Annotated in this window: 25 protein-coding genes; 13 read left to right on the top strand and 12 right to left on the bottom strand. The window is 36.0% G+C overall.

Going from position 1 to position 24,094, the window contains the following annotated elements:
* A partial coding sequence (locus BGO88_RS07025; protein WP_286706419.1) for a hypothetical protein occupies positions 1–295 on the top strand: 295 nt, incomplete at its 5' end.
* A 578-nt stretch (positions 296–873) separates the two neighbouring features.
* Here BGO88_RS07025 and BGO88_RS07020 read toward each other — a convergent pair.
* Genes BGO88_RS07020 through BGO88_RS07010 form a run of 3 tightly spaced genes read right to left on the bottom strand, consistent with a single transcriptional unit; the run spans position 874 to position 5,667 of the window.
* Positions 874–2,208, bottom strand: coding sequence for a DUF5689 domain-containing protein (locus BGO88_RS07020; RefSeq protein WP_157485990.1), 1,335 nt, complete (start codon positions 2,206–2,208; stop codon positions 874–876).
* 19 nt (positions 2,209–2,227) lie between these two features.
* Positions 2,228–2,827 (bottom strand): choice-of-anchor J domain-containing protein, encoded by a 600-nt coding sequence (locus BGO88_RS07015; RefSeq protein WP_286706418.1) that lies wholly within the window; start codon positions 2,825–2,827, stop codon positions 2,228–2,230.
* Between the two features lie 17 nt (positions 2,828–2,844).
* Positions 2,845–5,667 carry a carboxypeptidase-like regulatory domain-containing protein gene (locus tag BGO88_RS07010; RefSeq protein WP_286706417.1) on the bottom strand — a complete coding sequence of 941 codons (2,823 nt, stop codon included), beginning with the start codon at positions 5,665–5,667 and terminating at the stop codon, positions 2,845–2,847.
* A 136-nt stretch (positions 5,668–5,803) separates the two neighbouring features.
* Between BGO88_RS07010 and BGO88_RS07005 the strand changes: the two genes are divergently transcribed.
* The 5 genes from BGO88_RS07005 to BGO88_RS06985 all read left to right on the top strand — a co-directional run bounded on the left by BGO88_RS07005 (position 5,804) and on the right by BGO88_RS06985 (position 11,072).
* Entirely contained in the window at positions 5,804–6,850 is a 1,047-nt protein-coding gene (locus tag BGO88_RS07005; RefSeq protein WP_056066929.1) for an endonuclease/exonuclease/phosphatase family protein, read from the top strand.
* A gap of 64 nt (positions 6,851–6,914) precedes the next feature.
* Positions 6,915–7,454, top strand: a complete 540-nt coding sequence (locus tag BGO88_RS07000; RefSeq protein WP_056066927.1) for a 3-hydroxyanthranilate 3,4-dioxygenase — start codon at positions 6,915–6,917, stop codon at positions 7,452–7,454.
* 225 nt (positions 7,455–7,679) lie between these two features.
* Positions 7,680–8,606: a magnesium transporter CorA family protein gene (locus BGO88_RS06995; protein ID WP_286706416.1), complete on the top strand. Its 927-nt coding sequence runs from the start codon at positions 7,680–7,682 to the stop codon at positions 8,604–8,606.
* Positions 8,607–8,717: 111 nt separating this feature from the next.
* Positions 8,718–10,271, top strand: a complete 1,554-nt coding sequence (gene amaB, locus BGO88_RS06990) for an L-piperidine-6-carboxylate dehydrogenase (protein WP_101471045.1) — start codon at positions 8,718–8,720, stop codon at positions 10,269–10,271.
* Between the two features lie 99 nt (positions 10,272–10,370).
* The gene (locus BGO88_RS06985) at positions 10,371–11,072 is read left to right on the top strand and encodes an ATP-binding protein (RefSeq protein ID WP_286706415.1); all 702 of its coding nucleotides are present in this window, start codon (positions 10,371–10,373) and stop codon (positions 11,070–11,072) included.
* A gap of 21 nt (positions 11,073–11,093) precedes the next feature.
* Here the strand turns inward: BGO88_RS06985 and BGO88_RS06980 are convergent, their stop codons facing one another.
* From BGO88_RS06980 to BGO88_RS06970, 3 genes are all read right to left on the bottom strand, one after another.
* On the bottom strand, positions 11,094–11,513 hold the full coding sequence (locus BGO88_RS06980) for a hypothetical protein (protein WP_286706414.1): 420 nt from the start codon (positions 11,511–11,513) through the stop codon (positions 11,094–11,096).
* 153 nt (positions 11,514–11,666) lie between these two features.
* Complete coding sequence (locus BGO88_RS06975) at positions 11,667–12,140, bottom strand: hypothetical protein (RefSeq protein ID WP_286706413.1); 474 nt, start codon at positions 12,138–12,140, stop codon at positions 11,667–11,669.
* Positions 12,141–12,143: 3 nt separating this feature from the next.
* A complete protein-coding gene (locus BGO88_RS06970) occupies positions 12,144–12,632 on the bottom strand; it encodes a hypothetical protein (protein ID WP_286706412.1) in 489 nt (162 codons plus the stop codon).
* A 378-nt stretch (positions 12,633–13,010) separates the two neighbouring features.
* Here BGO88_RS06970 and BGO88_RS06965 point away from each other — a divergent pair, with 378 nt between their 5' ends.
* The 6 genes from BGO88_RS06965 to BGO88_RS17380 all read left to right on the top strand — a co-directional run bounded on the left by BGO88_RS06965 (position 13,011) and on the right by BGO88_RS17380 (position 15,749).
* Entirely contained in the window at positions 13,011–13,943 is a 933-nt protein-coding gene (locus BGO88_RS06965; protein WP_502686503.1) for an IS1595 family transposase, read from the top strand.
* The gene (locus tag BGO88_RS06960) at positions 13,931–14,194 is read left to right on the top strand and encodes a hypothetical protein (protein WP_286706410.1); all 264 of its coding nucleotides are present in this window, start codon (positions 13,931–13,933) and stop codon (positions 14,192–14,194) included. Before BGO88_RS06965 ends, BGO88_RS06960 begins: the two co-directional genes overlap by 13 nt.
* Before the next feature lie 50 nt (positions 14,195–14,244).
* A complete protein-coding gene (locus tag BGO88_RS06955; protein ID WP_286706409.1) occupies positions 14,245–14,781 on the top strand; it encodes a hypothetical protein in 537 nt (178 codons plus the stop codon).
* A 2-nt stretch (positions 14,782–14,783) separates the two neighbouring features.
* Positions 14,784–15,086 carry a hypothetical protein gene (locus BGO88_RS06950; RefSeq protein ID WP_286706408.1) on the top strand — a complete coding sequence of 101 codons (303 nt, stop codon included), beginning with the start codon at positions 14,784–14,786 and terminating at the stop codon, positions 15,084–15,086.
* A gap of 93 nt (positions 15,087–15,179) precedes the next feature.
* Positions 15,180–15,401: a hypothetical protein gene (locus BGO88_RS06945; RefSeq protein WP_286706407.1), complete on the top strand. Its 222-nt coding sequence runs from the start codon at positions 15,180–15,182 to the stop codon at positions 15,399–15,401.
* Positions 15,402–15,554: 153 nt separating this feature from the next.
* Complete coding sequence (locus tag BGO88_RS17380; RefSeq protein WP_353743394.1) at positions 15,555–15,749, top strand: STAS-like domain-containing protein; 195 nt, start codon at positions 15,555–15,557, stop codon at positions 15,747–15,749.
* Positions 15,750–15,770: 21 nt separating this feature from the next.
* Here the strand turns inward: BGO88_RS17380 and BGO88_RS06940 are convergent, their stop codons facing one another.
* The 4 genes from BGO88_RS06940 to BGO88_RS06925 form a co-directional block, all read right to left on the bottom strand.
* A complete protein-coding gene (locus BGO88_RS06940; RefSeq protein WP_286706406.1) occupies positions 15,771–16,730 on the bottom strand; it encodes an L-histidine N(alpha)-methyltransferase in 960 nt (319 codons plus the stop codon).
* A 6-nt stretch (positions 16,731–16,736) separates the two neighbouring features.
* Positions 16,737–17,882 (bottom strand): ergothioneine biosynthesis protein EgtB, encoded by a 1,146-nt coding sequence (egtB, locus tag BGO88_RS06935; protein ID WP_286706405.1) that lies wholly within the window; start codon positions 17,880–17,882, stop codon positions 16,737–16,739.
* Between the two features lie 414 nt (positions 17,883–18,296).
* Positions 18,297–18,782, bottom strand: a complete 486-nt coding sequence (locus BGO88_RS06930; protein ID WP_286706404.1) for a DUF6646 family protein — start codon at positions 18,780–18,782, stop codon at positions 18,297–18,299.
* 51 nt (positions 18,783–18,833) lie between these two features.
* Positions 18,834–19,562 (bottom strand): metallophosphoesterase family protein, encoded by a 729-nt coding sequence (locus BGO88_RS06925; RefSeq protein ID WP_286706403.1) that lies wholly within the window; start codon positions 19,560–19,562, stop codon positions 18,834–18,836.
* 130 nt (positions 19,563–19,692) lie between these two features.
* On the opposite strand from BGO88_RS06925, the gene BGO88_RS06920 reads away from it, so the two are divergent.
* The gene (locus tag BGO88_RS06920; RefSeq protein ID WP_286706402.1) at positions 19,693–22,086 is read left to right on the top strand and encodes a DUF5686 family protein; all 2,394 of its coding nucleotides are present in this window, start codon (positions 19,693–19,695) and stop codon (positions 22,084–22,086) included.
* On the opposite strand, the gene BGO88_RS06915 is transcribed toward BGO88_RS06920, so the two are convergent.
* Together BGO88_RS06915 and BGO88_RS06910 are read right to left on the bottom strand one after the other, a co-directional pair.
* On the bottom strand, positions 22,075–23,235 hold the full coding sequence (locus BGO88_RS06915; RefSeq protein ID WP_056066900.1) for an ATP-binding protein: 1,161 nt from the start codon (positions 23,233–23,235) through the stop codon (positions 22,075–22,077). The two genes, BGO88_RS06920 and BGO88_RS06915, sit on opposite strands and share 12 nt — an antisense overlap.
* Positions 23,236–23,297: 62 nt before the next feature.
* Complete coding sequence (locus BGO88_RS06910; protein ID WP_056066897.1) at positions 23,298–24,050, bottom strand: SDR family NAD(P)-dependent oxidoreductase; 753 nt, start codon at positions 24,048–24,050, stop codon at positions 23,298–23,300.
* Between the last annotated feature and the right edge of the window lie 44 nt (positions 24,051–24,094).

Raw genomic sequence — 24,094 nt, 5'->3', positions numbered from 1 at the left:
TGGAAAGTGGAAAGTGGAAAGTGGAAAGTGGAAAGTGGAAAGTGGAAAGTGGAAAGTGGAAAGTGGAAAGTGGAAGAAAATCGTTGAAGATAAACAATTTTATGTTTGCTGTTGTTTGGTTAGAATTTTTATAGCTTTTAAGACCTTAGTTTTTTTACAGGCAAAAGTGGTTTTATTTTTGGTCTTTATTTTTTGCCAGTGCTTTTTTATAGATAAGTTGTGTCAAAAAGCTGTTTTTTGGCTTTTTAAGAGGCTTTCTTCTGAATTGAATTCTTTGACAGCAGATGTTTTTTGATGCTGATTAACGCAAGTTTTTAAAGATTTTGGAAAACAATCAAAACGGCTGAAGTTGTTAATTAATTGTTGGAACCTTATTAAGCACTTTATGTTTACAAAGTAGCTAAAATGAAATCCTTTTATATCCTGAAATAATTATTGATCACTTCTTAAATCTGTATAATTATTTTAATCTGTGGCTAAAATCAATTAGGATAGACTTTGTGAAAAACCTCTCAGTTTGGAATTTAACAACTCTTTTCTATAGAAGTTCATATAGCGATTACATTATTAACTAATATGCCCTGGAATAAGGCTGTTTTTAAGCCTTTTTAGAAGCTTTTGCCTCAATCCCTAAAGCTTGCAATGATGGTTCTTTTTAGCGGTATAAAAAGCTACAAATTGAAAGTTGCTTACGGAAAGTGAACAAGACTTGTAAAAGTGGCTGAGGTTGCTATTGAAAGAACATATAATTAAACTAATACAATTGCATTTGGAAATGACAACTCTTAAGATAAAGCTTTATTCTAACGGCTTTTCTAAATAAAAAAATCCCCGTTGAAACTCAACGGGGATTTTTATTATTTAACCTTTATCTTAGTTAACTACGATATCATCGATACCAAAGTTTGTTGTAAGTCTTGGGTTGGTAAGTCCGGAACCGGTATATTCAAAAATGAAGAATCCGTTTCCTGTAACGTTTGCAGGAATTGTGAATGTTCCGGCATTTACAAAAGTCTGGCTTGTTCCAATGTTAAAGCTAGATGTAATATCAACGATAGCTGCATTTCTGATATCTTGGCCAGGAGTGTAGTTTGTCGTATAATATACTTTTAAAGGAGCATGACCTGTTACAGGGAATGAAACTTTATATTTGAAAGTCATTGTATTGGCAGCTGTCATATCAACCGGCACGAAGAACATCGTTTTGTTATCTTCATTCGGTGTTCCAAAAGATGACATTTCCAGATATTTAGAAGCTGTAGTTTTAATGTTCCAAACTTTAGTTCCAACAAAAGGTTTGTTGAAATAGTTCGGGAAGTTACTTTGGTTAGCAACATAGCTTTCAAAGTTTTCTGTAAAGCTTCCCAAAAAGTTAAAACTTCTGTTTCCGCTTAATTGGATGTCGCTTTCATATCTTACAATGAATTGGAAATCGGAGTTGTATTTAGTCATTACACCTCTGATTTTTCCACTTCCTGAAGGAACTCTGTTTCCTGAAAAAGGAGCAAAGCTGCTGAAACGGATAATATTTGAAGCACCACCTGTAGATGCAGATGTGATAAAGTGGTTTGTTGCCCCACCACCTGAATCAATATCATAATATTTTCTTCCTACGGAAGCATCAGCAAAACGTACATCGTTGATTTCGATAAGTGTGTTCAGGTTAGCATTGTTATAAGCCTGAGCAAGTGTTACCGTTCTTACCATGTCATTCTCATTTACTCTTGTGCAAGAAGGGAAGATAAACTGTCTCCAAACATTTTCAGAGATTCTTCCAATTTGATTTCCTTGATATAGGGCACCAATCTGTAAAGAGTTGAAAACATTAGCATAGTACAAGCCTTTTAGCTTGATGTAAACTTTAGTCCCTGGAGTAAATCCTTCAGCAAAAGTTGAAGAAACGTTCAAAGCAATGCTAAATCCTACAGGAGCTCCTGTTTCAGGAAGTGTCTGCATAGAAATAGTCTTAAAGAAAGTTCCTTTTTCATCGCTTGAAGTTACATATCCTTCAATGATATCGTCATCTTCATACAATTTTGGAGTTCCGGTAGCCATTGCAATAATCTGCTGAACCGTTTTAGTGGCCGTCAATCCCGGGTCAACACATCCAAGGTTTGGCGTATTATAATTGTCGTCATTAGCACAACCAGAAATTAATCCGGCAGCAATCATAGAGACAAATATAGATTTAAATATAATAGATTTCATTTTTTTACTTTTAATAGAATTAGTTATAAACTCTAATATTATCAATTTGATAAGTACCGTCTAATGTCGTACCGTTTCCTTTTACTCTGAATGCGATATGAGCAGTTCCGGTAAATCTTGACAGATCAATTACTCCGGACTTGATAAATTGGTAATAAGTAGCAGAAGTTGTCGGGAAAGTCGCGCTCAATGACTGCCATGTAGCTGCAGTAACATTGGTTCCGTCAAAGTCAGTAGAAATTAATACTTCAATCGTATTTGCCGCGTTGTCAACAAAAGCCTGGGCTGTCTGGAAAACTAATTTCTCGCCCTCCTGAGCATCAAGGTCAATCCCCGGAGTGATTAACCATCCTATGTTTGAAGCCTGACCTGATTGGTATGACGTGAATTCTGCATAACCATTACCACTATAAACCTGGTTTGTCCAACGAACAGTACCCGTTTCAGCAAAGTTTAACCATCCTTCTTTTTCAAACAATGTGTTGTCTGCACCTTCAGAAAAATCTTCACCAAAAATTAGCGGAGTATATTCTGGAAGGCTAGTGTCGTCATCATTTACACAGCTTGACATCATTCCCATCGTAAGAGATGCGAATAATAATGTTGTTATCTTATTCATTTTCATAATACGCAATTTTAGAAGTTGATGTAAAGGTTTACAAAATAAGTTCTTCCATATCCGTAGAAATACTTTGGACCAAAAGAAGGAGTTCCGCTTGAAACGTCTCTGTTTAACTCTTGGTAGTTAGCATTTCTTGCCTGTTCAAATCCACCTGTTTTGTATGTCTGATCGAATACGTTGTTGATACTTGCAAAGAATCCTACAGTTTTACCACCGATTCTCCATGATTTTCCTCCAGTTAAATTTACTAAATAAAAATCATCAAATTTCTCTTGTTTCAACAATTTTCTTGCATTCTCACGATCAATATCAGAGAATGGGAAATCCATTCCGTAAGGATCGGCGGAGTTTTCAAAGAAATTGTGTGTTCTCAATAATGCAGATACATCTAAATAGTTGCTTGCCAGATAGTTTGCGTTAGCGCCAATCCACCAGAAGTGAGGATCTCTATATTCAAGTCCCACAGAGTAAGCCTGTTGTGGCATACCAGGAAGACGGTAGTTTTTCAAGTTTGCCTGTCCAAAATTTACTTGTGTATTTGGAGCACCTACGTTTGCCAGAGAACCTTCCTGTACAAGAGCTGCAAGAGCGTCGTTATTGATACTTACATTAGGATTGTTGTCATAAGTATACTGTCCGTAAGTTCCGGTAGCAGTAAATTTCAAAGTTGGTATGATTTGGTATTCGATTCCCAATTCAACACCCATGTTTTTCTTGTTGATATTGGTTACTGTTTCAGCAACGAAAGCGTTGGCATCAGAACCGTCTCCTTCAAATACTCCTTCAGCAAAGAAGAATGAAGTTTCAGTAGCATTTTTGATTGTTGAGTAGAAACCTGTCAATCTTGCTTTCAATTTAGGTGCTCTGATGATATAACTTGCGTCAACACTCATGATGTTTTCGCTGTTGATATCCGGAACGATAATGTTGTTCAAACGCGCATTAGGGAAAGTATTTCTCAATGAAGGCGCTTTAGTCATGTAGATTGCATTAACATCAAACATTTGTCTTCCGGTCATTTTGTATGTCATACCTCCTTTGAATCCGAAGTTTTCAAAAACAATCTTGTCGCTTTTTCCAAAAGAGTTGTTTGCGTAAAGTCCGTTTCTGTACAAACCTTCTCTTTGGTATTGAGAACGTGAGAATGATTGAGCAAGGTAGAAATCGAATGTGCTGTAGTTGAATTTAAACTGTGTGAACGCATCAGCTACATCAGCAAGCAAGTTGTAGTTATAACCATAAGCATCACCCACACCTACTTGTCTGTTTGGATTGTTCAAGTCAGACTGAGCAAAATTTCCAGTGTAGAAATTGTCGATATCATTAAAATACTGTCCTCCAAGAAGGTCAAGCATGTTTTGGAAGTTATGCGATTTTAGCTTTCTGTAAGTTGCACCAGCATTAAGAATGATGTTGTCAGAAAGTTGAGTATTTAAGATAGAGTTTGCAGTCCAGGTTTTGTCATCTGTTCTGTCTTCATATAAGGCATAAACACTGTTTCCTGCAGCTGTTCTGCTGTTGGCAGCATACATTGCATTCCAGTCAATTTGTCTGTTAGTTAAGAAACGGGCTCTTGAAGCTTCTAAAATATTAGCTTCTGAATTTCCTACAAAGGTATTTCCATCATACATTGAAGTATAGTAGCTAGGAAGGTTTCTGTAGTAAGTAGGATCAGGGTTGTTTACGTTTTGGAAATCAAGACGGCTGTTTCCGATTTTACCAAATTGGTAAGAAACATTGGTGTTTAAGTTTGTCTTGTCAGTAATTTTCCAATAGTGGCTTAACATAAAGATTGGCTCTTCAACATCTTTGTCTCTTGAGTTTCTTTTCTCACCATCTTGCCATCCCCAGTATGAGTTGTATTTTTCTCCAGCAATTCTGTTAACTTCAGCCGTGTTTGGAGAGTTTTTACCTCTGCTGTTTTGAGCATAGATTGATGTAAAGTTTAAGCTGTGTTTATCATTAAATCTTTTTTCAATACTTGCAAAGAAAGAGTTTGCGCTGTAATCAGTTCCGTCAAAATAACCTTCCTGAGCCCATCTTCTTGAAGCAGAAATCACATAAGCAATTCCGTCTTTGTTCATTCCTGAAGCATGAGTTCCCATCATTCTCCAGCTGTAGTTTGTATTGGTTCCGGAGAAAGAAATTCTGGTACCCGGTCTGTAAAATGAAGCTCTTGTATTGATTTCCTGAGTTCCTAAGATACTTCCGAAAGTATAGTCAGAAGGAGCAGAACCCATAGTAAATTCTTGGTTTCTAGTAGCGTCGTTCAAACCTCCCCAGTTACTCCATTGTGGTCGGCCATCATATACTTTGTTCATAACGATACCGTTAATCATCGTGGTTCCGTATTCGTTGTCCAGACCTCTGATTCTAAAACGTGCCTGACCCCAGTTGAACGCTGCCGATTGCTGGAAAGCGTCTCTTGTTGCCTGTAACAATCCAGATGTACTTTCTGAACCGCTGTTGTCATCACCCAAATCATTTTCAGTAATGGTAATCAAGCTTAATTGCTGCTCAGAAGTAATGTCTTCTGCCAAAACAACAACTCCCAAGTCTAAAGGTTGACCTTCAACATCGATAGACAGGATTTGACGAGAATAGCCAGTACTTGAAACTTCAAGAAGATGGCTGCCGTGTGGCGCATTTTCGAAAACAAATATACCGTCAGAATTTGTCAAAGCGGTCAATGTTGTGTTTCGAATTGTAGCTACTACATTTTGCAATGGTTTTTGAGTTTTTGAGTCAACAACTTTACCCTTAACTAAGGACCCCTGCTGAGCAAAAGCAAAAACGACTTGCATTACAAATAAAATACTAATTACAAGTTTTTTCATAAATAAATTTAATGATTAATCCCTTTTTGTTAGAAATACAATTTCTTAACGGCGGCAAAGTTACATTATTAATTAATATTATTTACTTTTGCTCCCAAGTTTATGTTAAACTTCATATTTAATTAATATTGGATTTATGAGAATTAAAAAATTTATTGCCCTTTTCATTGTATTATCTTCAATAAATGTTGCGCAAGCTCAGGATAAGAAGTTTAGAGTGCAAACCATTGCATTCTACAACTTTGAGAACTTGTTTGACACGATTAACAATGCAAATGTAAATGATGAAGAGTATACCCCAACAGGTACACAAAATTGGACAGCGGAGAAATACAAAAAGAAACTGGCAAATCTTAGCAGGGTTTTGAATGAAATTGGAACCAGCGATCAGCAGAAGGAATCTCCTGTGATTATTGGTGGTGCAGAAATTGAAAACAGAGGTGTTCTTGAAGATTTGGTAAAACAACCGCTTTTGATTAACAAGGATTATGGTATTGTTCATTATGACTCTCCGGACAAAAGAGGAATTGACGTGGCATTGCTATACCAAAAAAAGCATTTCAAACCAACGAGTTCTATCAATATTCCGCTAATCATTTATGACCAGACAGATAAGACAAAGAGAATTTATACCCGTGACCAGTTGTTGGTTACCGGATTGCTGGATGGAGAAGAAATGCACTTTATCGTAAACCACTGGCCATCACGTTCAGGAGGTGAACAAAAATCAAGTCCAAACCGTGAGGCTGCCGGAAGATTGAACAGAAAAATTATTGACTCGTTGTATAATATCAATCCAAACGCAAAAATCATTACTATGGGTGACTTAAATGATGGTCCTTATAATAAGAGTGTTAAGGTTGAATTAGGAGCCAAAGCCAAAAAAGAAGAAACCAAAGAAAGAGGCATGTACAACCCTATGGAAGAAATGTCTAATAAAGGAATCGGAACTTTGGCCTATAGAGACGCCTGGGATTTATTTGACCAGATGATTCTTTCCGAGCCATTAATCAGAAAAGATTATTCTTCCTATCGTTTCTGGAAAGCCGGTGTTTACAACAAGCCTTTCCTTACACAAACAACAGGACAATATAAAGGTTATCCGCTAAGAAACTCCAACGGTCAGGTGGGATTCAGTGACCACTTTCCCGTATATCTGTACCTGATAAAAGAGGTAAAATAATTTTAAAGGCTAGTTTTTTACTGGCCTTTTTTATTTTTAGTAATTTAGTAGAAATATTAAAGCTATGGCAATTTCAAAACCGTTCAATCTCAATCAATGGATTGAAGAGAACAGGCATCTGCTAAAACCGCCTGTTGGAAATAAAAACATTTATGTTGATTCTGAAGACTATATCGTAATGATAGTAGCCGGGCCAAATGCCCGAAAAGACTACCATTATAATGAAACCGAAGAATTGTTCTATCAGCTTGAAGGCTCTATAAAAGTAATCATTCAGGAAGACGGCAAACGCAAGGAAATGGAACTCCATGCCGGAGATATGTATCTTCATCCGGCCAAAACACCACACTCTCCGGTTCGTTCAGCAGGTTCTATAGGTCTGGTTATTGAAAGAAAAAGAGCAGGAAAAGGCTATACGGACGGACTGCTTTGGTTCTGTGAAAACTGTAACCACAAACTTTACGATGTCTACTTTGAGCTCAACGATATTGAAAAAGATTTCCTGCCGCATTTTCAGCATTTTTATAATTCCAAAACATTACGTACCTGTACAAAATGCGGAACCATTATGGAAGCCGATAAAAAATATACATTAAAGAGATAATATTGTGGTGCTCTTCAAAAACTGAAAACCTTGCTCAACAAGCAAGGTTTTTTTATTGTGCTAAAAAAAACATAATGGAGGTAACAGTTTCATATTTAATGTCATACCTTCGCGCCGCATTTAAAATTATCCTTAAAAAATGGACGATTATTATCAGAAGAACATTTTATTAATTTAAGGACAGCGCGTCATATTGCAAGCTGTTCTTAGAAATAGCATTGCATTATGATTACATTCTACAAAAATGACAGCGGGCTTATTCCTGCCCAAAACCCAAACGAAAGCTGCTGGATTAATGCGGTTTCTCCAACTAGAGAAGAAATCAGATACCTTCTGGAAGATTTAAAAATCCCTGAAGCCTTTTATAATGACATTGAAGATATTGACGAACGTCCGCGTCTGGAAACCGAAAACGGCTGGAATCTTATTATCCTGAGAATCCCTTTTAAGAGCAATGACGAAAAGCTACCCTTTAGTACGGCTCCTTTGGGACTGATTTTTAACGACGATGTTTTTGTTTCTTTATGTTTTCAACCCAACGACATGCTGGAAGATTTTGTGCTGTATACGCAGCGTAAAAAAATAGCAATCACTTCGCATTATGATTTAGTACTCAAATTATTGCTGTCATCCAGTGTCTGGTATCAGAAATACCTGAAACACATTAACCAGCGTATCAAATTGGCTGAAAGCAATCTGGAAAAATCAATAAAAAATGAAGAACTCCAAGCCTTGCTGCAAATTGAAAAGTGTCTGGTATTTTTTATAACATCTTTAAAAGGGAATGATATCCTTTTCCATAGAATCAAAAATTTAAAAAATCAGAAAACAACACTTAACCCCGATTTGGTTGAAGACGTAGAAATTGAATTGCGCCAGGCAGAAGAGACGACAAATGTGTACAGCAACATTTTAACCGGAATGATGGACGCTTATGCTTCTGTAATTTCGAATAACCTGAACGTTATCATGAAACGGCTGACTTCCATTTCAATCATTTTGATGATTCCTACATTGGTAGCGAGCCTGTACGGAATGAACGTGCCTAATAACCTTCAGGCAAGTCCGCTGGGATTTTGGATTATCCTGCTCATGTCACTATTCATTTCCATTCTGGGCGTATTTATATTTAAGAAGCGAAATCTGTTTTAATTCTTTAAGAAAAGGAAAGACAATTGCTAAAAAAACATTTTGATTCGCAAAATCCACCTATAAATCATAACTTCGCAAAAAATAATACAATTTACAATCAAAAAGTTATAAATGGCAACAATAGCAAATCAATTTGGAATGACTGAAGCCTTGCAACAATTGGGCTTGGCGGCAATTAACGAAGGAACTTCAACAGGAAACAGCTGGTTTTCAAATGGTGAAATCATTGAAAGCTACTCTCCGGTTGACGGTCAGCTAATCGGAAAAGTAAAAACTACTACAAAAGAGGATTATGAAAAAGTAATGAAAAGCGCTACTGAAGCTTTCAAAACTTTCCGATTAATGCCGGCACCTCAGCGTGGAGAAATTGTTCGTCAGTTTGGTCAGAAATTGCGCGAGAAAAAAGAAGCTCTGGGTAAATTGGTTTCCTATGAAATGGGTAAATCATTCCAGGAAGGTCTTGGAGAAGTTCAGGAAATGATTGATATCTGCGATTTTGCCGTTGGACTGTCCCGTCAGTTGCACGGATTAACAATGCATTCAGAGCGTCCTGGACACAGAATGTATGAGCAATACCATTCATTAGGAGTTGTTGGAATCATTTCTGCTTTCAACTTCCCGGTAGCCGTTTGGTCATGGAATACCGCTTTGGCATGGATCGCCGGTGATGTTTGTGTTTGGAAACCATCTGAAAAAACACCGTTATGTGGTATCGCTTGTCAAAATATCATCGCAGAAGTCCTAAAAGAAAACAACCTTCCTGAAGGTATTTCCTGCCTGATTAACGGCGACTACAAAGTAGGTGAGTGGATGACTGCAGATGTTCGTGTTCCTTTGGTTTCTGCAACAGGTTCTACAAGAATGGGAAAAATAGTAGCTCAGGCTGTAGCCGGACGTTTAGGGAAATCATTATTGGAGTTAGGAGGAAACAATGCTATCATCGTAACTCCGGATGCAGATATTAAAATGACAGTTATCGGAGCGGTTTTTGGCGCTGTAGGAACTGCAGGACAAAGATGTACTTCAACACGTCGTCTGATTATTCACGAAAGCATTTACGATAAGGTAAAAGATGCTATTGTGGCTGCTTACGGGCAATTGAAAATAGGAAACCCATTAGACCAAAACAATCACGTTGGACCGCTTATCGATACACATGCAGTTGAAATGTACAACAAAGCTTTGGAAAAGGTAGTAGCTGAAGGCGGTAAAATTATCGTTGAAGGTGGCGTTCTTTCTGGCGAAGGTTATGAAAGTGGATGTTATGTGAAACCGGCAATTGCTGAAGCAGACAATTCTTTTGAAATCGTACAGCACGAAACATTTGCACCAGTTTTATACCTGTTGAAATATTCTGGAGAAGTTGAAAATGCAATCGACCTTCAAAATGGTGTGGCACAAGGATTGTCTTCTGCAATCATGACAAACAATTTGCGTGAAGCGGAAAGATTCCTTTCTGTTGCAGGTTCTGACTGTGGAATTGCAAACGTAAACATCGGAACTTCTGGTGCTGAAATCGGTGGTGCTTTTGGTGGTGAAAAAGAAACCGGAGGCGGTCGTGAATCAGGTTCTGACGCATGGAAAGTATATATGAGAAGACAAACCAATACAATCAACTATACAACCAAGTTGCCTTTGGCACAAGGAATCAAGTTTGATTTGTAAGATTTAGCTATTCTTTATCAATAAAAAATCCTGCTGAAAAGCGGGATTTTTTTGTTAGTTATAAGATGATTTTATATATTTTTATATTAAATCTATAAAATGACTTATACTATTAATATCGGTGAAATTTTTACCTCTCAGAATGCTTCTATAAGTAGTTGTAAACTTTTAGTTGATCAATATAAAAAGTTTCCGGAGACAAAATTAATAATTGATTTCAATCAATGTGATTTTATCTATCCTGATTATATTGTTTTGCTACTTTGCACAATTAAGTATTTAGAAAGTATAGGGTTTATTGTTACGGGTAAAATTAAAATTAATAAGGATTCAAATCTAGCTAAGTATTTAGCCAAAATGAATTTTTTTGAAAATCTCCAAGTACAGTTTCCTTTAGACGTAGAAAAAGTTGATGATAAAAATTCTGTGCAAATACAAAGATATACTAAGGAGAATCAAATTGTCGTTCTAAATAGTATACTAAAAGTATTAAGAGAAAATAGTTCAATGAATGATAATGTTTATACTAGTTTAGACTATTGCCTAAATGAAATATTAGATAATGTCTTGAATCATTCTGAACAGAATGAAGGGTGGGTTGTAGCTCAACATTTCGGGCAATTAAATTCTATACGGCTTGTGGTTGCTGATTATGGCATTGGCATTCATAATTCTCTAAATTTAAAGCATAATTTTTCTGAGGAGGAAGCCATGTTGAAATGTATTGAAGAAGGAGTTACGAATGGGAAGGGACAAGGTCATGGTTTATATGCTACGGTAACTATACCATTTTTACGGTAAAGTTATTTTAATAGTTTGCACCTAAAGTAATTTGAGATAATTTTTTACAACTTGAAGGTTCTGAAACTGTGTTTGTAAAGATTTCAACATGCTATCAATGTGATATTTATTAGCTGGTAGTGTATCGAAATTTTCATAGAGCCTGTCATTCAGATTATCTTCATACTCGGATTTGATAAACTCATAATATTTTGTAATAGTGTATGTTCCAAATATCAAATTATCTCCATTGCCTAAATCAATCTGGTTTTGAAGTAATTGCTGTATTTCTAAAGATATTCTTTGGTTCATTTTGAAATGAGCTTTGAGATTTTCTTTTTCAGTTATTGGCTCAGGCTCAGGAAAAACGGGAGGTGGTACGTTAAACTGCCTATGATATGTTTGAATAGCAACTAATAATGCTATAACACTTGCAATCACACCTATTACTTCCCAACTCATATATAACGTTTTAAAAAGTAAATTTAACAATTTTTATTAACAACAAAAGCCACCCGTAATTGGAGTGGCTTTTTTAATACTTTGAAATTATGGAAACCATATTTACTCTTGAAGTGTTGTGGATTATGGCTCAAATAATACTAGCAGGAATTTTTATTTTTCTGCTGATTGAACTGATTGTGTATTTGATTCATAAGTTTTTTTCACGTTAACATTATAGTTCAGTATTAAAAATACTGTGTTTACCACAAAAGCCAATAATGCTATTACCCAAAATATTTTTTGAAGAAAGTCCTTAATTTTTTCATTATTTCGTTGCTTTAAAAGTCCACCATTTTTTAATACCACAAGCCCTTCAAATGTAATCATATAGTCAGGAGAATTTTTATCTATTGCTTGCATTATGATTAAATCTTGTTTTTCCAAATGCCTCATTGCTAAACGAAATATAACACGTTCTTTATCTTCTGGAATGCCTTCATACGTGGTAATAAAATCACCAATAGGTGTTTTATGTTTCTTAAAGGTAACTTTAGGCGCAATTATGTCTTCATTCACGTAATCTCCCGTAGTTTCTAAAAGCTCTTTTAAGATTTCGTCTAAATATTTTAGCCAGCTATTTTTCATAATTTATTCGGTTTCTTGCTTGATTGCTTTGTTTATCTCATTATACATCCAATTGATGACGTTATTTGTTGTTGTCGTGTTTGAATAATTGTACTTAGAGGCGTTCAGATTGTTTAGTATTATGTCAAACCTTTCTGATATTCGTTCTTTGGCACTCTCATTTATTTCTAGGCTCATGATTTTATCGGCTATGTCTTCTATGGCATTTTGGATTTTTTGCACATTTGCATCATATCTGCCTTGCTTTGTAGCCAGAGCCTGATTTACTCGGTTGTGATTGATAGGCTGGACATATGTACTCTGCTGTTTCTGTGGAACTTCGTAATATTTCCAAGACTTGTCCAGATTGTCATAAAATTGATAACCGACCATGTTACCACGACTGTCAAAATACTCATACCTGTTGTTTACGCTGTTGTATTTCTTTGTAAGGGTCTGTGATACACCTGCTAAGGTATAAAATAAGAGGATAAATAGGAGAATTTTTTTCATAAGTGAAATTATTTAATTCCACTCAAACCCGAAGCAGAGGTTATGAAACAAAAAAGCGTGGGTTTGTAACTATATCCCACCTTTAGAGGCTCTGGTAAACCTTACGTAATGGAATAAGTACACCCACGCCTAAGCATGAGCGTATAATTATTACCTGTTACGTGTTTGAAATTTACCAGATTTCCTAAATGACAGAGTAATAGCTAACGCTAACTAATATTTTATGTAACAAATATATAGAAATTTAAGGATTATGGAAATGTAAAAAAGGAGCCGTAATTTTGTAGTTCAATCGCTTCTTATAAGAATACTTTAACACTAAATATAATGATTTGGTGTAAAAAAGTTCTAAATTTGAAAGAACTAAAAAAGGAAGCGATGTTTAATAAGGACTTTAACTCGTTGATAGAAGTAATGCAGGAATTCTCGACAGAAGAGAAATGTATTGCTCACTTAGAAGAATTGTATTGGGAAGGCGTTCCTGTATCTCCTTTTGCCCCACAAGCGAAAGTGTACAGAAGCAAGAACGGCAACCAATATATATGTGGCGTGACCAAAAAGAAATTCACTGTGCTGAACGGCACTATGTTTCATGGCACTCATATTCCACTTGTGAAGTGGTTTTGTGCAATTTTTTTGGTTATTTCCCATAAAAAAGGCATCTCTTCTGCCCAGCTTGCTAGAGACCTAGGAGGAATATCTCAGAAATCTGCTTGGCTGATGCTGATGAAAATCAGGACTGCTCTTGGCATTGAAAACAATAATGATTTAGAAGGTATTGTCGAGGCTGACGAATCTTTTTATGGAGGCAAGAATAAAAACAGACACGCTGATAAGAAGGTGAAAAATAGTCAAGGACGTAGCTTTAAAGACAAAACACCTATTTTAGGTCTTATTGAAAGAGGAGGCAAAATGACTGCTGTGGTAGTAAAAGATACAAAGCGAGAAACTATCCAACCTATAATAAAGAGGTTCGTTGCCAAAGGCAGTACATTAATTACGGATGATTGGATGGGATATGATGGCATTAACAGCCACGTAAACCATTATAGCATCAAGCATTCCGACAAAGGATATAAACACGATTTTGGAAAAGAAATCCATACCAATAATATCGAAGGGGCGTGGAAGATAATGAAGAACAGCTTAAGAGATATGTACAATTCTGTCTCACGTGCAAAATTACATTTTTACCTTGATGAATTTGTGTTTAGATATAATACCCGTAAAATGCAGTCAGGAGAAAGATTTAATTACTTACTTTTGAATTCCAATGTAAGAATAAAGTATAAGGACTTATGCTCAAGCTAAAAAAAGAAGAACTATTAAAAGAAGAAGCAATACTGAAGGTGTCGTTTAATAACGACTGGTATTTCGATGTGGAGAGCGTGGCAGTATTCCTAAAAGAAGACCTGTCAGACGTGGAAGGAATAACCTTGCCTTTCGGTGAGAGCTACAAAAAAGCAGCCACATTGGAAGGTATAGAAAAAGGACGGAAAAAAGAACCCCTGTCAGAATTCAATAAGGCTCTTCTGAAAATGAAGAATTTTCCTAAAAAATAATTTGAAAATTAAACTTAAAAATGTATGTTTGGTATTAATTTCTAAATGTTTTGGAAAATATAATAGAAATATACACAAAGTTAATCATAGCAATAATCTCTTTTATTGCACCATTAATCATACATTTATTATCTATGTTTAGCGAAGCTTCTTCTCATATAAAAAGAAAAGCTGATATTGAATTGCAACAGATTAATGAGTTAGTTAAAAGCCAAGTTCAGGCTGAAGGGGCTGAAATACAAAAATTAATGAAAGAGAGTGAAGTTTTATATAAAAATAGAGCAAAAACTTTAAAACGTCAAGAAAATATATTATCTCCTAAAAGACAAATAAGCAGAATCTTTCCTATTTTATTTTCGTCATTAATTTTTGTAGCTTTATACATCGCAGCAGAAGAGTATTGCTGGGGTGGAGCAGATTACAATCTTTTAATTGAAATGTCCCTATTTATTACTAGTTTAGTACTCTCAACAATAGGTGTTGTATGCTTAAAAATTATTGCATGGACTGTTATAGAAATAAAAGAACAGTTGGCAATTGAAAAAGAAAGACCAATTCAAAGGGTTGAAAAACCAGAAAATATTTAAAGATGGCTTTATTTCACGTAATAGAAATTATAGACGGAAGCACTATCAAAGTTCCTAGTTGGAAATATGGGGAAGAGAGAGGACAATTGGTCAGAATACATGGATACTCTGTCCCAACCGACCCTATATATCAAACATATGTAAAGAAAAAACTAGAGAGTCTATTGAAGGATAAATTTGTTGAGTTAAAAAGAGCCCTTGGTATAGAAAAAAACAATAAGGGTGAAAATATTATTCGTTGTTCAGTTTATCTTAACGAGATTGACATTTCAACATATTTTAGAGAGCTTGACATCAAAAAATAAATCTAAGCCCCATGTATGGGGCTTTTTTATTACTTATAAATCACTTTCCGTAAAAATGGTATAGTTACCTATGCTACATCTACTTTTGTAAAATTGAATAAAGGTTGGTTAAGTGTAATCTCAGGAAATAAAAAACTTAATGTTACTGAAAAAAATACTATATTAAAAGAAATAGATGGTTGGCAAGGAACTTATGTGTATATTAGAATTAATACAAACATAGATGTCGACTATACAGAATTTACAAGTAAAAATTATGATTATAAAGCACAGATATTTGAAGATATGTTCTTCAATCAAGATAAAATAACATAATTTTAATGCTGTTCTAAGAACTTATAAATATTTTAGCGCTAATTTTGCAATATGGAAAAAAATAATCTACACTTAAATATGGAAAATACTGTCTTGTTTAAAGATATTGCTTCAAGTCTAGGAACAAGAGATTTGGGGTGAAAAAATCCGTTTATTATAATTGACAAAGTTCATTCAAATGATAAGGTTTTTCTTGATTTTGAAGGTGTAGAGGTTGTAACTAATTCTTTTGCTGACGAATGTTTTAGGAAATTACGTGAAGCTATTGATAATGAGGTTTTTCGAAAAAAGATTGCCTTTATTAATACCAATGATTTTATTCAAAGAGTAATAATTTCTGCCCTTTAATTTTTGAGGGGTATTTTGCCCCTATTTCTCCCACAAACTATCCGTAAAATACTGTTTGCCATCTAAAAAATTTTCAACAACCTTAAAATTCAACTGATTTGCCAAATCCTCAATTTCTGCAAAACTGTATTTTTTAGAAAGTTCTGTCCAAATGGTTTCGTTTTTTTCAAAACTAAACGATGTGTTTAGTACCCGACTGTAAAATTGCTGTTGGATTAAGCTGTACAGATAACTATTGACTTCGCCATTTTCAGGATTATAGTGGCAGTAAAAATCAAATTGATCTATGGCAATATCTGCATCGAGTTCCTTGTTAATTCTATGAAGCAGGTTCATATTGAATGCTTTGGTAATTCCATGCGGGTCGTCATAGGCAGCCTGTATAACTCTGGGGTCTTTTTGCAAATCAATACCTAGCAATAATTTATCACCCTTTTTCATTCCGGACGAAAATTTTTGAAGTAAATCAAATACATCTTCCTTTTTATAATTACCAATATTGCCGCCCAGAAAAAGAAACAGGTTTGGAGTGTCATCTTTTGCTATATCTTCAAGCACATCAAAATAATCGCCAATTTTCGATTCCATTTTGAGTTTTGGCAAGGCAGAGAGCAGGTCTTCTTCCAGAATTAATATGGCTTCTTCAGATATGTCAATAGGCATATAGGTGAAATCTGCATCTTTATTCAGGAAAGTCTTTAATAATTGCTTTGTTTTTGTGCCGTCACCCGAACCAAACTCCACAATATTGAATTTTCCCTTAAAAGCAATCTTGTCCAAAATGGTATCCGATTGCCAGGACAGGATTTCCAACTCGCAATTGGTAGGATAGTACTCGGGCATTTTCATGATTTGCCGGAATATCTGACTTCCGTTATCATCATAAAAATATTTAGAGGACAAGTGTTTCTTTTTTGAAGTCAATCCTTCAAGGACATCTTCCGCAAAAGCGGTATAATGGATGGGTTGTGCAGTATTCATAAGCAATTATTTTGCGAGACGGATGCCGTTGAACTGCCAGCGTTCATGGGCATGAAAAAAGTTTCTGTATGTTTTTCGGTCATGCTGTGGCGGCGTGGCACAGGAAGCGCCACGGAGTACCATCTGATTGACCATGAATTTTCCGTTATATTCTCCGATAGCGCCTTCGGGTTTTTTAAAATTCGGATAGGGCAGGTAAGCGCTGTTTGTCCACTCCCAACGCTTTCCCCAATTGAATTTGTCGGCAGCAGCTTCCCATTCGAATTCGGTTGGCAGTCGCATTTTTTTCCAGGCTGCAAAAGCAGCAGCTTCATAAAAGCTGATGTGTGTCAGGATAGCTTCTGGATTTAATTTTTCCAATCCGCCTAAAGTGTAATTGTGCCATTCTCCATCAATCTTATGCCAGTATAAGGGTGCCTCAATTTTGTTTTCGGTAACCCAGGACCAGCCTTCATCCAGCCAGTAATCAAAATTCGTATAGCCGCCATTAGAAATGAACTCCAGATATTCCGCATTGGTCACCAGCGATTTTGAAATTTCAAAATCATGCAGGTATACTTTATGTCTTCCATGTTCATTGTCAAATGAAAATCCTTCCCCTTCAAATCCTATTTCATAAATACCTTCTTCGAGCTTTACAAACCCGGTTTCTTCATTTTCCTGTTTTTCCCAATCAATATTTTCGTCATATAGGGGGAAAATAGGATTATTTCCAAGAATATATTTAATGTCGGTAATAAGCAGTTCCTGATGTTGCTGTTCATGATTCAATCCCAACTCAATTAAGTCTTTCAACTCTTCCGATTTAAGCTGTAACAGTATTTGCATATGCATATCTACATAAGAACGGTATTCAAATACTTCATGAACGCCCGGACGGGTAATGTTTCCCCTATCCGCTCTAAAAACACGTTTGCCTACAAAATTGTAGTAGCTGTTGAATAAGAAGCTAAAATCGTCATCGAAGAGTTTATAATCCGGAAGATGTTCGTTTAAGACGAACTGTTCAAAAAACCATGTAGTATGTGCCAGATGCCATTTTGGAGGACTTACAAAATCAGCAGGCTGCGGTATAAAATCTTCTGTAGTCAGTACATTACAGAGGTGTTCAGTGTGTTTTCTAATGGAATTGTATCGGTCTGAAAGTGTCATTTTTTTGGTGAGTTTGTATACCTAATTTACAAATAATGTTTTATAGCTTCTTTCAAACCGGCTGATTTTAACCTATTTATAACATTGCTAAAAAAAATAAATAATCCAGGCAACCTTTTTAAAAGTTTTGCATCTATATAGAAATTGCTATAGAAAAAGATTCCATTGTAACGGCATAGAAACCCGGAAACTATATTTGACAGCAACTGCGAAAACTATCAATCTTTTGCTTCAGGTTTGGTTATGATTACTGCAGCTGCATGTCACGTTATTCCGAAAGTGTGACTGTCGCGTTACAACCGGAATAAAAAAAGTCCCGATATTACCGGGACTTTTTCTTTTTGCGGAAATAGGAAAACAAAAAATCCGATTCTTTTTAGGAACCGGATTTTGAATATGCTGTTTATTTTATAATTATAGATTGAACGAAGCGCCAATATGGAAAACAAACTGATTGTTCAGGCGGTCATATCCAAACACATCACTTTTATATTTTGCAATTGGAACGCTAAATTCCGTAAATAAACCGAAACCTTGCGAGAAGAAATAACGTCCGCCTAAATGGGCACCAAAATTTCTTAAGCCTAAATCCAGACCCGGATAGATATCTACATTTTCTGGCAAGCCCATCACATTTCCGATGTTTGCATTAAAACGCGCTTTCAAATCGAAACGGTCTTCAAATTTAGAGCCGTCGCCATCAACGCCCAACAGATATGTGGTGTATCCACCAATAGACATGTTTTCTCCAATTCCATAGTCATAAGCAGCCATGATTCCTGTTGCATGATCCTGAAAGTTGGCACCTACCTGAAACTTCTTGTCGCCTTTTCCGCTAAAAGCCTGTGCGTTTCCAAGAAAAGCACTTAAAAGCAAACCAATTGTTATAATTTTCTTCATGATTAAAAATTTTATGCAAATATACTCGAATTTTATAATTTTTTAAACAAATTAATTTCGGCCACTTTCTTCGGGATATAACAAGTAAACCGGATCGCTTTGCCAATATTCTTTTGTTTGAATATCCAGAATGGTCAAAGGACCTTTAAAAGCAGCTCCTGTATCAACATTCCAGATGTTTGCCTTATTCACAGGAACGGTTTCTCCAATTCGGGTTACCGGTGTATGTCCAATAAAAATTTCAGTATAAAGATTGAATCTTTTCGGATAAAAAGGACTGTCTTTTTCAATAGAACTGTCAAGTGAAAGTGCATTTTCCCACAAGGTGCGTTCCCAATAAAACATTTTTGGAAAATATTCATAGGTAACTCCGTTGAGGTTGGTAAACCCGGCATGGACAAACAAACGATTATGTTCATCCAGATGGTAATTTTCTAAAGTTTTAAGAAAATCAATATGAGCCTGTTTTTTTTCCTGAGACAGTATGCTATATTTTTCCATAGTCAGGCGACCGCCATGATTGAACCATTGCGGGTTGTCCTTTTTTACTTCCAACCATTGCAATAGCAGGTCGTCATGGTTTCCTCTTAAGAAAATGCAATTATGTGTGGTTTTCAGAGCAATTAAAAAATCAATTACCTCCGGAGATTCACTCCAGCCGTCAACATAATCCCCAAGAAAAATCAAGGTATCATTAGTGGTTACGTCGGCTCTTTTAAAAATCTGGTGCAGGGCTTTTAATCCGCCATGGATATCTCCAATGATTAAAGTTCTGTTCATTCTATAAAGTATTGTTTTCAAATATCATAAAAAACTATTGATTATATAAAAGAATAATTCACATTTAGCGTTTAATTAGGATTGAAAAAGAAAATATTTGATTTAAAATTCTGACTTTTTAAAAACTACTATGCAAAAAATTTACCCCCAACTGGCCTTTTTATTCTTTATTGGGCCGGTTTTGTATGCACAGAACACAATTAAAGGAAAAATTATTGATTCAGAAACCAGAGAACCTCTTGCCTTTGCTACGGTTGTCATTAATGGAGATAATAGACAAGGTGTGTCTTCTGATATTGAAGGTGCCTTTGTCTATAACAGCACTTCGCCTATTTCCAGCGTCAGTTGCAGTTATATGGGATATGAAAATTTTTCCACTCCCGTTTTAAAAAAGGACAGCGAAATAGTAATTGCTATGGTCCGTTCCAAATTTGATTTAAACGAAGTGGTTATAGAATCAGGAGAGAATCCCGCCAATGCCATAATTAGGAAAGTAATTGCCAATAAAGAACTTAATAATCCGGAAAACATCAATTCTTTTAAATACCGGTGTTATAACAAGCTAATTTATGATTACAGATCGGATTCGCCTGATAAAAAAGACAGTTTGCTCATCCGGCAAAAACTAAAGGGAAGCCGGCTTTTTATGATGGAATCTGTAACAAACCGAAAATTCATAAAACCCGATATTAGCGAAGAAGTCGTAATTGGTACCAAAGTCTCGGGATTTGAAAATCCGACCTTTGCTTCACTGGCAACCGATTTTCAGCCATTTTCTTTTTATAAAGACAACATCAGACTGTTCAATATTAATTACCTGAATCCAATTAGTAAGGGTAGTTTAAAGAAATATAAGTTTCGCATTGAAGATACAATCTACCAACAAAAAGACACGGTATATATCTTGTCATTCCGACCTCAAGCCAATAAAAATTTTGACGGACTAAAAGGGTTCCTTTACATCAATACCAACAAATATGCAGTACAAAATGTTATCGCATCACCTTTCGAAAAAGGAAAAATTGATATCAGAATACAACAGCAGTATGCTTTTATAGATAATAAATACTGGTTTCCGCAGCAGCTTAACTATGCTTTGATTTTTAATGAATTTCCAACCAAAACTATCGGAATGATTCTGGATGGTAAGAGTTATATAGACCAGGTAGAAGTCGATATACCGCTGAATAAAAAAGAATTTTCATTAGAAGCTGTCCGGATGGATTCTGAAGCTGCAAAAAAAGACAGCCTTTTTTGGGATAATTCCCGTGCCGAAAAACTAAACAATGCCGAAATGACTACCTACAAAGTCATTGACAGTATTGGAAAGAAAGCGAATTTTGACGGCTTTTTGACATTTATGGAGAAATTTGCACAAGGACGAATTCCTGCCGGTCCAATCGATATTGATTTGTCAAAAACGTTTAGCTACAACAAATACGAAAAATTAAGACTGGGAACCGGTTTTTATACCAATGAAAAGCTCTTCAAAGATTTGACTTTGGGCGGCTTTTTCGGTTATGGAATGGAGGACCATGACTGGAAATGTGGAGGGGAAATATTATATAGGATTTCTAAAGAAAACGAGATGGTTGTTGGAGCAAAATACCAGCAAAACCTGATGGAAACAGGGAATTATTGTTTGAATACGTATGAGCCCAGCCTTTATAATTTCAGAAATTATATTGGTTACCAATATGACATGATCAGGCAAAATAATCTGAATTTTAGCTTCAGGACGCTGCGCTATTTAAAATTCAAAGTCGATTTCAATCATACGAAAACTACACCCAGGTATGAATATCTTTTCAACGATGGAAATCGGGATTTTCGCAATTATACAACAACAGACCTCACATTCCACCTAAGATTTGCTTACAAGGAAAAATTTGTAAATAGCATGAACCAGCGATATTCTATGGGAACAAAATATCCTGTCTTTAATCTGGCCTACACTAAAGGAATCAAAAACTTAATCGATAGTGATTTTGATTATAATAGGATAGAAGCCAGTGTCCAGCAGTCCTTTTTTACAAAGAATTTCGGACAGACAGACTATCGCTTAGAAGCCGGTTTTATTGACAAGCCGTTGCCATATGGACTTTTATTTACAGGTGAAGGAAGTTATGATAGCAAATCGGCTATTATTATGAAAAACACCTTTCAAACGCTGCGTCCGTATGAGTTTTTATCAGACAGCTATGTGAACTTGTTTCTTTCACACAATTTTGGCGGGTTGCTGTTCAAATCAGGAAAGTTTCAACCGGGTGTGACCTGGCATAATAATTTTGGTTGGGGAAATCTGTCAGATAAAAGCGCACATCAGGTAATTGCTTTCAAGACAAAAGATAAGATTTTTACAGAAACAGGTTTACAGATAGATAATATTTTAAAAATCAACTATATGAATATTGCCAATCTGGGTCTTGGATTTGGTGTGTATTATAGATATGGGGCCTATTCACATCCTGAGTTTAATGACAACCTGACTTTTAAATTTTCGATGGCCATGTCAATCAAGTGATGTATCATATTTCATCTTACGCAAAATGCGCATTGCTTCCTTAAAGTTGACATAAACAGTCGGATTCTCGAAACTTTTCAGCAAAGGTTTTGCATCTATCAGTTTTTGTTTTGCCTCTTCAAAACCGTTGAGGTAGCAAATCATGAATGTTGAAGGAAGATTTTCCAGGTCTTTTTTTTCTCTTTCAGAAAGTGTAAGTCCTTTGTCGAGTTTGGCAAGCAGCGATTGGTTGGAATTATAGATATGGAAAAGCATTTTTCTATTGTATTGTGGCGGTTCAAACAAAAATTGCGTTTCGATTTTATAGTAACCGTTGTCATAAAAGGAAATGGTTTGTTTTTCTAACGGATAATAACTGGTCTTATCGTTTAGTCCCAGTGGCAGGTATTCTGTTATTGAAAAAGTATGGTTGTCGTATTCAATGGAAACTTCATCCAATGCCGAATAAAAGAGCTTCACCTGTTCGTTCACGAGTTCGATGTCAACACGGGAAAGATACGTCATGTCCTTGACCTTTTTTTTATGTCCGGCCCAACAAACCACAAATAATTCTTTGAATACTTTATATTTTGGAGACATGTCCTTATGCCGGTTGTTCATGAAATCAATAACGCCTTCCAGAGTATGTTCAATGCTGTTGCGGGAGTTGTTTTCAATACTGATAACGGTTTCCACATTTTGGTAGTTTCGGCCACTATCATTTGGAATTTCATCAACAGGAACAGAATTGCTTCCAATGCGTATGAATATCGATTTTGCAGGAATAGTATGGATTCCTTTTTTAAAAAAGGAAACTTTTTTACTCGGTTTGATTGTTACCAATCCAATGACCTTGTCTTTTGGAAGATTTGGAAAAGGCACATTTTCATACTGGATTTTTGGCGGATTCTCCAGAAAGGCATTGACGAGATTCTGGATGCGGCTGTCGTCAAAAAAATCATCACCTATAATTTCATTATCGTGGTCTTCAATGCCCACAACAATATAGGAATTGTTGGCAGGATTGGAATTTGACAAGGCGCAAATATGTTTTAAGAATTTAGCCTTCCCTTCCCGGGTGTGGAGGTTGAGTTGGCGCTTTTTGTCATAAAAACTGCTTTCGTCATTATGAGCGAGGAGATTTTTTATGAGCAGGCGCTTATTGATCATGGAGTGAATGTTAAAAGGCCGGGTTTTTAGTTCTTCGAACCAAAAACCCGGCCATCATCAATTTAGAGTATGCGGTTTACTATTGTAGAGGAAGCCTGCGCCGTCGACATTACCATCAGGTCGGCAATGTTGACATGGTAGGGTCTCGTAATTACAAATCGTATAATATCGGCTATGTCTTCCGGTTTTAAAGGTTCAAAACCTTTGTAAACATTGGAAGCTCTTTCAGCATCGCCTTTGAAACGTACCTGTGAAAATTCCGTCTCAACCATGCCCGGATGAATGCCTCCAACCCGTATGCCGTATTGGTTGAGGTCCATTCGCATGCCCTGGTTAATAGCATCAACAGCGTGTTTTGTAGCGCAATAGACATTTCCATTCGGATAAACTTCTTTTGCGGCGGTCGAACCTATGTTGATAATATGGCCATTTCGCCTTTCTACCATTTTCGGAATAACGGCATGTGAAACATATAAAAGACCTTTGATATTGATGTCTACCATAGCATCCCAATCTTCCAGATCGCCATTTTGTATTGGATCCAAACCGTGCGCATTTCCGGCATTGTTAATGAGGATATCGATTTCGGCAAATTCTTTTGGCAGTGAATCGATAGATTCCTGTACGGCTTTTTTCTTTCTTACGTCAAAATTAAGCGTATGTACTTTGGTGCGGTGTTCGAGTTCGAGCTGTAATTCAGCCAAACGGTCCTCGCGTCTTCCGCAAAGAATCAACTTAAAATTATGTTTTGCTAATTCAATCGCTGTAGCTCTTCCTATACCGCTGGTAGCGCCTGTTATTAATACTGTTTTCATTAATTTCCTGTCAGAATTTATAATTCATCCTAAATAGTTTAGTC

This window comes from Flavobacterium sp. 38-13 (assembly GCF_001899155.1).
GTDB classification, from domain to species: Bacteria; Bacteroidota; Bacteroidia; order Flavobacteriales; family Flavobacteriaceae; genus Flavobacterium; species Flavobacterium lindanitolerans.
Note: the sequence above shows the minus strand (reverse complement) of the source record. Positions and strands in the feature narration are given on the sequence as shown.

Bases quoted from the DNA above. Each gene is read 5' to 3' on its own strand.
- BGO88_RS07000 (WP_056066927.1), top strand. From the start codon at position 6,915: ATGGCAATTTCAAAACCGTTCAATCTCAATCAATGGATTGAAGAGAAC.
- BGO88_RS06980 (WP_286706414.1), bottom strand. From the start codon at position 11,513: ATGAGTTGGGAAGTAATAGGTGTGATTGCAAGTGTTATAGCATTATTA.
- BGO88_RS06960 (WP_286706410.1), top strand. From the start codon at position 13,931: ATGCTCAAGCTAAAAAAAGAAGAACTATTAAAAGAAGAAGCAATACTG.
- BGO88_RS06930 (WP_286706404.1), bottom strand. From the start codon at position 18,782: ATGAAGAAAATTATAACAATTGGTTTGCTTTTAAGTGCTTTTCTTGGA.
- BGO88_RS06995 (WP_286706416.1), top strand. From the start codon at position 7,680: ATGATTACATTCTACAAAAATGACAGCGGGCTTATTCCTGCCCAAAAC.
- BGO88_RS07015 (WP_286706418.1), bottom strand. From the start codon at position 2,827: ATGAATAAGATAACAACATTATTATTCGCATCTCTTACGATGGGAATG.
- BGO88_RS06970 (WP_286706412.1), bottom strand. From the start codon at position 12,632: ATGAAAAAAATTCTCCTATTTATCCTCTTATTTTATACCTTAGCAGGT.
- amaB (WP_101471045.1), top strand. From the start codon at position 8,718: ATGGCAACAATAGCAAATCAATTTGGAATGACTGAAGCCTTGCAACAA.
- BGO88_RS06985 (WP_286706415.1), top strand. From the start codon at position 10,371: ATGACTTATACTATTAATATCGGTGAAATTTTTACCTCTCAGAATGCT.
- BGO88_RS06910 (WP_056066897.1), bottom strand. From the start codon at position 24,050: ATGAAAACAGTATTAATAACAGGCGCTACCAGCGGTATAGGAAGAGCT.
- BGO88_RS06950 (WP_286706408.1), top strand. From the start codon at position 14,784: ATGGCTTTATTTCACGTAATAGAAATTATAGACGGAAGCACTATCAAA.
- BGO88_RS06965 (WP_502686503.1), top strand. From the start codon at position 13,011: ATGTTTAATAAGGACTTTAACTCGTTGATAGAAGTAATGCAGGAATTC.
- BGO88_RS07010 (WP_286706417.1), bottom strand. From the start codon at position 5,667: ATGAAAAAACTTGTAATTAGTATTTTATTTGTAATGCAAGTCGTTTTT.
- BGO88_RS07005 (WP_056066929.1), top strand. From the start codon at position 5,804: ATGAGAATTAAAAAATTTATTGCCCTTTTCATTGTATTATCTTCAATA.
- BGO88_RS07020 (WP_157485990.1), bottom strand. From the start codon at position 2,208: ATGAAATCTATTATATTTAAATCTATATTTGTCTCTATGATTGCTGCC.
- BGO88_RS06975 (WP_286706413.1), bottom strand. From the start codon at position 12,140: ATGAAAAATAGCTGGCTAAAATATTTAGACGAAATCTTAAAAGAGCTT.
- BGO88_RS06920 (WP_286706402.1), top strand. From the start codon at position 19,693: ATGCAAAAAATTTACCCCCAACTGGCCTTTTTATTCTTTATTGGGCCG.
- BGO88_RS06915 (WP_056066900.1), bottom strand. From the start codon at position 23,235: ATGATCAATAAGCGCCTGCTCATAAAAAATCTCCTCGCTCATAATGAC.
- egtB (WP_286706405.1), bottom strand. From the start codon at position 17,882: ATGACACTTTCAGACCGATACAATTCCATTAGAAAACACACTGAACAC.
- BGO88_RS06925 (WP_286706403.1), bottom strand. From the start codon at position 19,562: ATGAACAGAACTTTAATCATTGGAGATATCCATGGCGGATTAAAAGCC.
- BGO88_RS06940 (WP_286706406.1), bottom strand. From the start codon at position 16,730: ATGAATACTGCACAACCCATCCATTATACCGCTTTTGCGGAAGATGTC.